Raw genomic sequence first — 12,865 nt, 5'->3', positions numbered from 1 at the left:
AATAAAGAATTTAATATATAATAAAAGTACAAGAATAATAAAACTAAAAGTTTTTATCCTTTAGTACTTAGTTATTTCAATAAATTGAAAGATTAAAAAAATTACAAAGAGTAAACTTATTCCTCTTTGAAATCTTTTAAAATTTAAAAAGGAGGTGTATAAAGTGAAAACGCATAAGCATAAAAGTGAAAAAATTCATCATGTAGTACATAAAAATGAAAGAAAGCTTAACCTTCATGAAATAAAAAAAAGAAACAGGTGCAGGAAATGGACAAAAAAATGTTCATCATAATAATGAACTAAACACGAAATAAAATATTATTAAATTTTTTAAGACATATAAAATATAATAAAACTTACAAACAAGTTATTACTTATTTGTAAGTTTTATTTTTGTTTTGTGAAACTTATTATAATATAACTTTTTTTAAGTAATTTATGCTTTATCTTAACTATAACATTATATGCATGAATATTGTTTTACTTCCTTTTTTATATGACTATATACTAAAACATATTTAACTATAAATTATAGAATTAATCTAGATAAATAAGACAGTAGAGTTCCTATAATTGCAGGATTAAAGCCTAGATTATTAATAGATACAGGAGATAAGCCTGGATATGAGTATGAAATAAGATATTAATAGCAAAGATAGTTTACTAAAAACATAATAGGAAAAAATTAAAGTTATGATATTAGAGTTAGAGGTGCATGAAATGTTGTCTTTATAATTATGTGGAATATTTTTCTTTTTTAGATAAAGCTTATAAAGTATATCTTAATAAACTAAACTTAGATGAAGATATTAAAATCTAAAAATAAAATCAATAAAGATAACTATAAAAAGCTCTAAAATAAATTAGAGCTTTAATAAAGATAATGTGGTAAATTTTCTAACCTCTTAGAATTTTACTTACGATAATTATAGCAAGTAAAGAAAAAAAGAAGTTAAATTTAAATTAAAATGTTAGTGAAATTGAATAAAAAAATTTATAATTTTTTTATTTTTAATGTCACGAGTGTTGATTATCTATATCAAAACTTACTATTCATTATGAATAGATTTACACTAGTTGTTTTATCCTTTCTTATGATATATTACATCGTAAAAAAAGTGAATAAATAAATTTATATCATTTAATAGAAGGTTCAAATGAACCTTCTATTATTTTTTACTTAACTTAATATTATATAAAAATTAAATACTATTACTTAATAAATATCTTAATTTAGAATCTTGTATAAATTATTTTTAAATTGATTAAATTATAATGGAAGCTTATTTTTAAGGAGGATAAATTTATGAAAAAAAACCTTCAAGAAGAAGAAATTGAAAGAATTTATGGAAAAGTTAGTCCCTTTGAGTTTAAAGATAGATTAATCAGCCTTGCTACTGGTAAGGAAAAGAAAAGTACTAGAGCATTACTTGATGCTGGTCGTGGTAATCCTAACTGGATTGCAACTACTCCAAGAGAAGCATTTTTCACCTTTGGAACTTTTGCTATTTCAGAATCTAAAAGAGTCTGGGATGAAAATGACCTAGGAGGGATGCCTCATAAAAATGGTATTTATGATAGATTTAAAGAGTTTGTAAAAAACAACCCTAATGCCCCAGCTATAGATTTATTAGATAAAATCATTGATTATGGTGTTTTAGAAAAATCCTTTGATAAGGATGCTTTTGTCCATGAACTAACAGATGGAATAATTGGTGATAACTACCCTTTTCCTGATAGAATGCTAAGACATGTAGAAGCTATAGTTCAAGATTACTTATTTCAAGAAATGGACTATGGTCCAGACCTTCGTGGAAAGTTCAATATATTTGCTGTAGAAGGTGCTACCTCTGCAATGTGCTATATTTTTGATAGTTTAAAAGCCAATGAATTATTAGTTAGAGGTGATAAAATAGCTATAATGGTTCCAGTTTTCACCCCTTATTTAGAGATTCCTATTCTCCCTAGATATGGACTTGAAATAGTTCCTATAATTGCAACTTCAGACCCAAAAGAAGGTATTAATCAATGGCAATTTACAAAGGAAGAACTAGATAAATTGAAAGACCCTTTAATTAAAGCATTATTTGTAGTTAACCCAAGTAACCCTCCATCTGTAGCTTTAAATTCAGAAGGTAGAAGTTATATTGCTGACATAATTAAAAATCATAACCCTAATCTTATGATAATTTCAGATGATGTTTATGGAACCTTTGTTACAGGCTTTAAATCATTGATGGCTGAACTTCCTTATAACACTATTGGAGTATATTCTTTCTCAAAATATTTTGGTGTTACAGGATGGAGACTTGGAACTATAGCCCTACATGAAGATAATATCTTTGACAAACTTTTAAAAGAAATACCTGAAAAATATAAAAAAGATTTAAAAAGTAGATACGGTCATTTAAGCACAACACCTGATAATATAAAATTTATAGATAGAATTGTTGCAGATAGTAGACAGGTAGCTTTAAATCATACAGCTGGACTTTCAACTCCACAACAAGTTCAAATGGCATTTTTCTGTGCTTTTGCCCTATTAGACAAAGAAAATAACTACAAAAAACTAACTATGGATATATGTCATAGAAGGCAAAAATTATTCTATGATAGTTTAGGAATAAAATTAATAGATGATCCACTAGATGCTGCTTACTACTCTGAATTTAACTTACTTGCTTGGGCAAGAAATAATTATGGTGAAGACTTTGCAAAATATTTAGAGGAAAATTATAAACCAGTTCAAGTTCTTTATAGGTTAGCAGAAGAATCTTCTATCGTTTTATTAAGTGGAAGTGGATTCCAAGGTCCTGAATGGTCAGTTAGAATTTCTTTAGCAAACTTAAATGATGAAGCTTATATGGAAATCGGTAGTGCCCTAAGGAAAATATGCCAAGATTTCATAGATGCTTTTGAAAAATCAAAATCTCTTTAAAAACAATAAAAATTACTAAAAAATTAAAGTGACTTTTTATAATTATTTTCAATCATATATTTTTATCTTTATAATATCAACTAAAAATTTTTCAATAAAAGATTGGATTTAATTCTATCTTAAAGCAGTTTTTTTATTTAAAATTTTTAATTATGAGGGAAATTGTATATTTACATATTATTAATATAAGACTATATTTCAAGGCTTTTTATTCATAAATGTTACAAAAATTATACATATATATAGATATAAATATATATAGATATAAATATATATGTATATAATATATATTTATTTTAAATTATATGACTTTAAAGCTATAATAAATATAGTACTAATAAATATAAATCTACTATATATTTCTATTTTTATAAATTGGGAAAATTTTTTTATATTGTATATTATATATAATATAATTAAAGTTCATAATTATTATACAATCAAACTAACATATATTTTTAAGTACTAATTAACATTTAACTTCAGGAGGTATACTATGAGTAAGTTAACAACTACCAATGTTGAAAAATTTTCAATTGAAAGAAAAATTATATCTTATATGACAACAAAATCATGGCAAAATATACCGCATGTATCTTATATGTATGAACCAGATATTACAAATTTTATTGATGAATTTCAAAAGTTAAAAGCAGAAAATAACTCGCTAAAAAATGTTTCAATTAATTCCTTAATGCTAAAAGTATTCTCTGAAGGATTAAAATTTGCACCAAAATTAAATGCTCATATATCATATAATCATAATACTGATGAAGGTGAAATTCGTACAATTAAAGATATTAATGTAAATATGCCTTGGATTTTACCAAGTGGAAAAATGATGACAATAAGTATAAATAATATTGAAAAATTGTCTTTATACGAAATTAATAAACATATTAAAGATTTAAGTCAAAAAATTTCTAATATGGATACTCAATCTTTATCTAAGTTTTTTTCTGACAAAATAAACTACAATATTATAGATAATATAATAAATGGAGAACGTAAAATATCTAAAGATGATAACGGTGAATTACCTTTAAAAATCGGAACTATAACTATATCAAATATTGGATCTATATATAAAGAGCAAAGAGGTGCTATTGCTTTATTAGATATTATCCCTCCACAAGTTTGTGCAATAGGATTTGGTGCAATTTTAGAAAAACCAGGTGTATACATTGATGAAAATGGAGAAAAAGCTATTGGTATTCGTAAGGTATTACCAATATGTCTAGCATTTGATCATCGTGCATTAGATTTTGGTGAGGTTATACCTTTCATAAAAAAATTAGATAATATATTTGAAAATCCAGATATACTAAAAAGCTTCTAGATAAAAAGAGTGTTTTAAAAAGGATGTATCTATAAAATTTCATACATCCTCTTAAAACACTCTTATTTTATCTATTAATTAAATATTACCTTCTCCAATGTCTACTACTAGATTGATGATACATATATCCTTGATTATATTGTTGTCTTGCTTGATATTTTCTCATTCCATGATTAATTACTTTACCAGCTACATACCCCTCTACTGCACCTTTAACAGCACTATGTACTAAACCATTTCCTGTACTTTCATGATATGCATAATTGTTATTATAACTGTTATAAACCTCATATTCATGTCTTCTATGATTTATTCCTAAGAAAATAAATATTATAGCAAGTACTGCAATTACTGCTATTATAAATTTTTTCATTTGTTCTCTCCTCTTTCTTCTCTTTGATAATAAATATATTATACCTTAAAAAACATTATAGTCAACTAGAAAATAAAGTATAAAAAAACTCTTTTATTTTATAATTTATAAATTTATTTACTATTTAGTTATATCATTGAAATATTTTTACTATATTATAGGATTATATTCAAATTTTATATTGGAGTGATGTTGATGAAAAATTTATTTAAAAACTTTTTTGGAGAAATATCACATAAACTAATGAGTTCATTAATGAGTTATTACGATTAATATAAAAAATAAGCTGTACCGAATTTATTGTGTACAGCTCATTTTTATTTAATTAGCTTTTTTTACTCTAAAAAATTTCATTACCTCTGTAAATTTACTTTTATTTTTAGAATTATAATTCTCTTTACATTTTTCTGCTAGATAATTAAATTTATTAATTTTTTCCTCTATATCAATTTCTTTATATTCTTTAGAATATAAACAGTTTAAATCCAATATTAATGAATTTTCTACCATTAGCACTTCATCTAAATATTCATTGCTAAATTGAGTACTTAAAAAGTTTCCTTTTCTAATTAAATGTCTTGTTATAATATCTAACTCATATATTTTTTCTTCATTATCATTTACATTATTCTTTATCTCATTATTTAAAAGTTGAAAACTTTCTAATAAATTATCTATAGAATTTTTAGAACCATAAGGATATATGTATTTTATTACAACATAAACTGCTATACTTCCTACAAGTACTAAAGTAATTCTTTCCATAGATAATACATAAACATTATAATGCTCAAGTAAAGTAAATCCTGCTATAGCTGAAAAAGTTATAAATATAGCCATCTTATCATAGGTTGGTATGCAAAATACTACATAGATACAAAGAAATATTAATGATGTTATTACAAGAGTTGATTGAGTTATATTAAAAATAATTATAACAGCAATAAATCCTAAAACAGTTCCAAAGATTCTATCTCGAGCTTTTTTAATTCCCTTTTCCACAAAAGGAACGTTATCAATTATGATAGTATATAATATCCACTTCCCTAAAGGAATATTAAATTTATAAACAACAAATACTGCCAAAGCAATTAATATACTTCCTTTAATAGCATGATTAAATTTAAAGTCTTTCATAGAAGGATTAAATTTATATGATAAATTATACTTTAAACTATTTCTTGTAAGAATATTTTTTATTTTAAATCTTTTATTTAAATATTCTTCTTCAAATATTTTATTTTCTATGTATATTTTAATTTCTAATAAAGCATTTCTTAATAACTTTTCTTTATGTCTTACAAAATTATTTTTATTTTCTATAACCTTCTCTAATATTTCTTTAAATTTTTCTCCTTCAACATTTCCATTATAAAAATCTTTTAAAGAAAGTAGAAATTTCTCATTTATAATATTTTTATTTTCTTTATCTAATTTATTTTCGTTTGCCACTATAAGCAAATTAACTATTTTATAATCTAAATACGCTTTATTAATAACATCATTATCATTACTATTATCTATTTTATTATAAATCTCATCTCTTATTAATCTTAATGATTTTGATCTAGCTTTAATTTTCCCTTCATCACTCTCACTAGATGCTACACAATCAATAGATGCATTTATAGTATTTTTTATATTATTTTTAAAATCTTTCTTAAAAGCTAAATAATATAAAATAAATGTCATACATATTCCATAAAAACTTGCTCCTATTCTCATTGGAAGTTGATTTAATCCAATAGGAAATGTAAGTATAAGAACATAATAAGACATAAATGCCATAGCCTTTGATATCTTATTCTCATAGGTATAAAAATAATAAACTAAAAATCCTACTATAAAAGTAATTAATGTTCCAATATATATATTAAAAGAAAATACTGATGCTCCTATGGTTAAACTTAAACATATGAGTACGTTCTTTAAGAATATTTTTATTTTATTTTCACTATAGTCTTCATTTCTTATTCCAAAAGTTAATGCTACAGCTGAAATATAAACTATCATTTCCTTAAGAGTAAACAAATAATAAAATGGTATAAATCCAACCAATGTTATAATCCATGCTCTAAAGGCTAACATTTTAGACATTCCAATCTCCCCCTTGCAAAAAATAAGAGACTGCTTTTCACAGTCTCAATTTAATTTTCTTATACAGGAAGATTATAAAGTATGGAGTAACTCCAGAGTCAATAGTAGAATAAGCACTCTCTAAAAATATTTGAAGCAAAACTAATCAACTTTTATTAATAACTCAGTAAAATAGACTACATCTTTATTTCGTGGTATATAACTTTTAGTTTTTACTAAAATACTATTTTCAGAAGATTTTTTAAAGCTTCTTATAGTAGAAACATATTCGGCTATTTCTCTTTCATTTCCTAGAAATTTAACTTTTACAAATTTGCCATTAAACTCTTTTTCCTCTTTAAAAATCTCTGAATTATTTTTTACCTTTTCTAAAAAACTTTTATTAGCACTACAGCTCTCTATGTACATATAACCACTTTCAACTTCTATAGTTGAATTATTATTTATTAAATTATAAGCTAAATAATACTCAGCCTTTTCAACACCATTATCAAGCATATTGGAAAATCTTTTACAATGTGTTCTAGTTATTAAATCTTTTATTTTTACTTTTAAAAATTTTTTTCTATAAGAATACTCTTTTAAATTTTCAATATTATAATTATTTTTAAATGCTTTTATTTCTTCTATATTCTTTTTGCTTTGCTTCACTGAAGCCTTTACCTTTTTTAAATCATTTATTTTTTCTTCTAGAACTTTTTCTTGTTTATCAAAAAACTCATAATAAACATCTAAATCTTTACTTTTTATAAAATCATTTATATTTTTTATTGGTATTTCAGCATAACGTGCTTCTAATACTACTGATAATAAATATAAATGTTCTACCTCATAATACCTATATCTATTCTTAGGATTTATTCTTGGCTTTATAAGTCCTATTTTATCGTAATATCTTAAAGTATCTATGCTAACATCAAAAATTTTACTTACATCTCCAATAGAATAAAATCTCCCCATTTTTTACTTTTCTCCTTTGTATTTTCTTTAAGTTTACTTATCAAATAAACCTCCACCATTATTACTTCTAATACTTCCTGAGGCTTTCCCTATTGTTTTTTGAGCCTTCCCATAACTTTTTCCATTCATCCCCTTTTTCTTTTTTTCCTCTATTATCTTTTTCATCATTTCAATATTCTTGTTCATCTACTTTTTCTCCTCTCACTACAATTACATATTTAATTTAACTAAAATTTTTATTCCATCTCATCACTTAGTAATACTTATACAAAACTATAATACTATTCACTTCCACTTTATAAAATATGTAAGTTTACTCATATTCTAGTTATTAAACAAAATTACCTATTACTCATAAGACATAAAAAGTATTACAAGCATTGACTATAGAATAAATCTATTTAATTATCTTCACTATATTATTTATAACAGATATCTGTCAAAATGACTATTTTATCTCATAGCTAGATAAAAATCAAAGAGGATATATCTGTAGTTTGATACATCCTCTTCTCCTTACAAACTTATAATTTAAATATGGTATTTCCTTCTTTAATTGTCTCTATAATTTTTATATCTTTTAGTTCTTCTACAGGAACTTCTAATGGATTTTTGTCTAAAATTACTAAGTCTGCTAATTTTCCAACTTCTAAGGAGCCTTTTATATTTTCTTCAAAACATTGATAAGCTCCATTATAAGTTACTGCCCTTATTGCATCCATTACTGAAATTTTTTCATTTTCACCAAGAACTCTACCACTTTGAGTCCTTCTATTTACAGCATTATGTATTGCTAACATCATATTAGGCATTGCAACTGGTGGATCTTGATGGAAAGTAAAATTCATTTCTCTTTTTAAAGTAGAATTAGCTGGGCTTATTTTTTCAGCCCTTTCTGGCCCTAAAACAGAATCATAATGGTAATCCCCCCAATACCATATATGGTCTAAAAAGTAGCTTGGTATCATACCTATTTTTTTCATTTCATCAAGCTGATTATAAGTTACTGTTTGTGCATGAATCATAACAGGTCTCAAATCTTCCTTACTCCCTGTTACTTCCATCGCTTTTTTATAACAATCTATAAATTGTTGAGATGCAGCATCACCATTACAATGCACATTTACTTGCCATTTATTCTCTATACAACTTTTAAAATATTCAATTATAGTTTCATCTTCTTGTATTCTATACCCTGAATAATTTTTATCCATATCTTTTGGTACAACATAATATGGCTTTGTTAACCAAGCTGTTTTTGCCTGTGGAGAACCATCAAGCCATGCTTTTCCACCTAATAATTTATAATGATTATTATATTTTGCATCTATAGTTGCCGTATTTTTTAAAAGCTCCTTAGTAAATTGCTGAATAACATATCCTATAATATCTATTTTTATCATATTATTTTTTGATGCTATCTTTAATAATTCATGATTATTTTTATCTATACTGGCATCTTGACAAGTGGTCACTCCATAAGATGCATATAACTTTTGTGTTTTAACTAAAAAATTCAATAAAGTTTCAAAGGTTGGAGCAGGAATAATTTCCTTCTTTTCACTATCTAAAAATGCATTTTCTTCTAAAATCCCTAAAGCTTCTTTACTCTCCTTAACAGTTTGTACTATTCCTCCCTTTGGTACTTCATAATCTTCGCCACTATACCCTAAAAGCTCTAAAGCCTTTGAATTAACAACTGCCACATGACCTGATGCATGAGTTATCAATATAGGTATCTCTTTAGACACCTTATCTAAATCAAATTTGTTTGGATGTCTACCATCTTCAAAACTTGAATTATCATAACCTAAACCAATAATCCACTCATTTTCCTTTTGCTTATTACTTTTAATATATTCCTTTATTTTTTCTATAAATTCATCTATAGATTTTACCTCTTTAAAATTAAGTAACATTAATGATTGAGAAAGAGCTATAATATGTCCATGAGGATCTATGAATCCTGGAAGTATTGTTTTTCCTTTAAGGTCTATAAGCTTTGCATTTTCCTTTTCCTTAAGTACTAAATCATTAGAACCAATTAACTTAATTGCTCCATCTTCCACTACAATACCTTCAGCAATAAAATTTTTCTTATCAACTGTAATTATATTTCCATTAAAATAAATTTTTTTATTCATAATAATATCCTCCCCAATTTATCTCAAAGCTAGAGATTAAAATACTACCTCTTCTATAAGTAATAACTTGATTATTATTTCTTTTCCCTCAATACAACTTTATATCTAAAAACAGTATAAATTTTCCTTTTATTCTCATTACAATATTACTATTTTTTTACAACCAAATCAATACTGAACATAATTCTTAACATTCTTTATCTCCTCACTAAAGGCTGTAGTATTACTTTTTGCAAACTTAAGATAAAGTAGTTTCATACTTACTTTTATCTTAATTTAGCTAAACATTTAAATACAGTAAATTTCTCTCTTAACCTTATCTCTCTTTATAATTTATAACTTATAATTTGAATATTATTTCAATTTAAATATTACTTAAATCTCTTTCTACCATTTATAAAAATTAAAATATTATATCTCTAATTAATTAAAAAAGCTAAATTAATAAGAAATTTTACTCTCTTAATTAATTTAGCTATTCTATATGAATTAAATTCCTCTTACAACTACATCAAGTTTTCCTGTTTCTGGATCTATAACAAGTCCATGAACTCTTACTTCCTTTGGCATTAATGGATGTTTTCTAACAACATTAACGCTTCCTTTAATGGCTTTTTCCACTGACTCAAAACCTTGTAGCCATCTTTTTATATCTATTCCTGAATTCTCAAGAGTAGCAAATACCTCTTCTGATATGCCTCTCTCTTTCATTTTATCTGTAAGGTCTTCAGTATTTAAATTGCTCATTCCACAATTATGATGTCCTACAATTATTATATCTTCTGCATCAAAGGCATAAACAGCAACTAATATACTTCTTATAGCACTTCCAAATGGATGAACTATAGTTCCACCTGCATTTTTAATCATTTTAGCATCACCATTTTTAATGTTCATTGCCTTTGGTAAAAGCTCTGTTAATCTAGTATCCATACATGAAACTACTACTACCTTTTTTTCTGGTAGCTTTGATGCTTTATAATTTTCATATTCTTTATTCTCAACAAATTCCTTATTAAAGTCTAATATTTCATCTAATATTAATTTCTTCTCCATAACACACCTCTTATCTTTGGTATTTTTTTAATTATACTATATAAATATTTTTTATTCATATAGTAACTTATAATATAAAATAGAGAAAAATCCTTTTAGATGAATTTCCTTAAAGAAATTTAAAGTTTTCAGTTCTTAATTATATATCCATAGCTTTTATCCAAGCTTCAGCAATTATTTTATGCTCTTCTTCAATTAAATGAATCTCATCCTTAATTACAATTATAGTTAAATTTAGAATTTTCAATTATTAAAATTATAAAAATAGTGATTTAAAATCTATCTATATTAACATCTTAAATTATTATATAAACATTTTAACCATATATTATATTATTTAAAATTTATTTATGCTATTTTTATAAAACATAAAAATCTTTCTGAAAGGAGAAAAATATGGAAATTATTATTCTTTATATAACATTAATATTAATATTAATGATATTTGTACAATTATTATTTTACTCTGTATTAGGTTTCTTTGGTTTATTTAGGCCTACTAGAGATTATGATATATTGGAAGATAATCTTAAATTCTTATTTTTAATTCCTGCTTGTAATGAGGAAAATGTAATTGAAGATACGTTAAAAAAGATTAAAGATTTAGACTATAAAAAGGAACTTTTTTCAGTAACATGTTTAGTTAATAATTCATCTGATAATACATTTGATATAGCAAGTAAATATAATAGAACTTTAGATATAAAGTTTGATCCAAATGAACCTAAGGGTAAACCTTATGTTCTTCAAAAATATTTTAATAATGAATCTGAATGGAAAAATTATGACTATATAGTAATATTAGATGCTGATAATATCATTAATAAAAACTTTTTAAAAGAGATGAATTCACAAATATTAACTTATGGAAAAGATGATGTTACAGTTGTTCAAGGATACTTAGGAATTAAAAATATCTTAAGTTCCTTTATGTCATCAGGATATTCAGCCTCATATTTTGTTGCTAATAGAACTATACAGTATGCTAAGCATAGATTAGGATTAAATTCTACTATAGGTGGAACAGGATTCTCATTAAATACAGGTTATGTAAAAGAACATGGATGGAATCCTAGAACATATACAGAAGATTTTGAATTACAAGTAGAATTAACATTAGCTAATAAGAAAACTTTATGGAATCACCAAGCTATTGTTTATGATGAAAAACCAAATAGTATCCTTGCTAGTCATAAGCAAAGATTAAGATGGTCACAAGGACATTGGAGAGTAGCTTTTTCAACATTACCAAAGCAGTTAATAGGATTGTTTAAAATTAAGTCTACTAGAGATATATTAAATAGATTGGAAACTTTAATCTATTCATTTGCTATGATGAGATCACCAATTACTATATTAATAATATTACTAGGAATAGTTGATCCTTTAGTAACTAAAGATATTCCCCGTATTTGGTCCTTCTTACCTCTGTGGCTAATATTAGAAATAATTAATTATTTTATTTTCCCAATAACATGTATATTAACTGAAGGTAAAATTGTTTTTACTAAAGAAGTTAGTATTCCATTAAAAATAATAAGATTTTTTAGAATATATATAGCTTTCTTCTACTCTGCTATAGTTTACGTAGCAGCTCAAGTTCAAGGATTATTTACATGTTTCTTTCCACAGGTATCTTGGGATAAAACAGCACATAATATGAGTGAAAAACATGTTATGTATGGAGGAAAAGATGATGATGAAGTTAGTTAAAATTTTTATTACCCTACTTATATTAATATTTATTACAGCTGTATTTACTTTAAAAATATATCATCTTAAAAATTATGGATTATTAATACCTACCTTTTTAATGTATATATTTATTCCACTTTTAGTTGTATTAAACTTAATTATAAAAATGGTTGCAAAATAAAAATATAATAAATAAAAAATATCTAGCTATTTTATTTAGTTGGATGTTTTTTGTTTAACCAAAAAGATATTTCAATATTGCA

At 24.6% G+C, this 12,865-nt stretch carries 11 protein-coding genes; 5 read left to right on the top strand and 6 right to left on the bottom strand.

Features of this window, described 5'->3' with window-relative positions:
- Positions 1-163: 163 nt before the first annotated feature.
- The 3 genes from ARA19_RS18085 (at position 164) to ARA19_RS03015 (ending at position 4,277) form a co-directional block, all read left to right on the top strand.
- Positions 164-292, top strand: a complete 129-nt coding sequence (locus tag ARA19_RS18085; protein ID WP_278321660.1) for a hypothetical protein — start codon at positions 164-166, stop codon at positions 290-292.
- A gap of 1,014 nt (positions 293-1,306) precedes the next feature.
- Entirely contained in the window at positions 1,307-2,938 is a 1,632-nt protein-coding gene (aspD, locus tag ARA19_RS03020) for an aspartate 4-decarboxylase (protein ID WP_055069466.1), read from the top strand.
- Positions 2,939-3,434: 496 nt separating this feature from the next.
- The gene (locus ARA19_RS03015; protein ID WP_055069465.1) at positions 3,435-4,277 is read left to right on the top strand and encodes a 2-oxo acid dehydrogenase subunit E2; all 843 of its coding nucleotides are present in this window, start codon (positions 3,435-3,437) and stop codon (positions 4,275-4,277) included.
- 85 nt (positions 4,278-4,362) lie between these two features.
- Here the strand turns inward: ARA19_RS03015 and ARA19_RS03010 are convergent, their stop codons facing one another.
- The 6 genes from ARA19_RS03010 to ARA19_RS02990 all read right to left on the bottom strand — a co-directional run bounded on the left by ARA19_RS03010 (position 4,363) and on the right by ARA19_RS02990 (position 10,907).
- Positions 4,363-4,650 (bottom strand): hypothetical protein, encoded by a 288-nt coding sequence (locus ARA19_RS03010; protein WP_055069464.1) that lies wholly within the window; start codon positions 4,648-4,650, stop codon positions 4,363-4,365.
- A 321-nt stretch (positions 4,651-4,971) separates the two neighbouring features.
- Positions 4,972-6,747: an FUSC family protein gene (locus tag ARA19_RS03005; protein ID WP_055069463.1), complete on the bottom strand. Its 1,776-nt coding sequence runs from the start codon at positions 6,745-6,747 to the stop codon at positions 4,972-4,974.
- 141 nt (positions 6,748-6,888) lie between these two features.
- Complete coding sequence (locus ARA19_RS03000; RefSeq protein ID WP_055069462.1) at positions 6,889-7,707, bottom strand: MerR family DNA-binding transcriptional regulator; 819 nt, start codon at positions 7,705-7,707, stop codon at positions 6,889-6,891.
- Positions 7,708-7,740: 33 nt separating this feature from the next.
- Positions 7,741-7,893 carry a hypothetical protein gene (locus tag ARA19_RS17750; protein ID WP_197276556.1) on the bottom strand — a complete coding sequence of 51 codons (153 nt, stop codon included), beginning with the start codon at positions 7,891-7,893 and terminating at the stop codon, positions 7,741-7,743.
- Positions 7,894-8,231: 338 nt separating this feature from the next.
- Positions 8,232-9,851, bottom strand: coding sequence for an amidohydrolase (locus ARA19_RS02995; protein WP_055069461.1), 1,620 nt, complete (start codon positions 9,849-9,851; stop codon positions 8,232-8,234).
- 489 nt (positions 9,852-10,340) lie between these two features.
- Positions 10,341-10,907, bottom strand: coding sequence for a beta-class carbonic anhydrase (locus ARA19_RS02990; protein WP_055069460.1), 567 nt, complete (start codon positions 10,905-10,907; stop codon positions 10,341-10,343).
- A gap of 396 nt (positions 10,908-11,303) precedes the next feature.
- Between ARA19_RS02990 and ARA19_RS02985 the strand changes: the two genes are divergently transcribed.
- Both ARA19_RS02985 and ARA19_RS02980 read left to right on the top strand, forming a co-directional pair.
- On the top strand, positions 11,304-12,620 hold the full coding sequence (locus ARA19_RS02985) for a glycosyltransferase family 2 protein (protein WP_055069459.1): 1,317 nt from the start codon (positions 11,304-11,306) through the stop codon (positions 12,618-12,620).
- Positions 12,604-12,783: a hypothetical protein gene (locus ARA19_RS02980; protein ID WP_055069458.1), complete on the top strand. Its 180-nt coding sequence runs from the start codon at positions 12,604-12,606 to the stop codon at positions 12,781-12,783. The genes ARA19_RS02985 and ARA19_RS02980 overlap by 17 nt, the downstream gene beginning before the upstream one ends.
- Positions 12,784-12,865: the final 82 nt, after the last annotated feature.

Origin of the sequence: Clostridium massiliamazoniense (genome assembly GCF_001403635.1) — a bacterium.
GTDB lineage: Bacteria > Bacillota > Clostridia > Clostridiales > Clostridiaceae > Sarcina > Sarcina massiliamazoniense.
The sequence above is the reverse complement of the archived record's forward strand: the minus strand, read 5'-3'. Positions and strand labels throughout refer to the sequence as shown.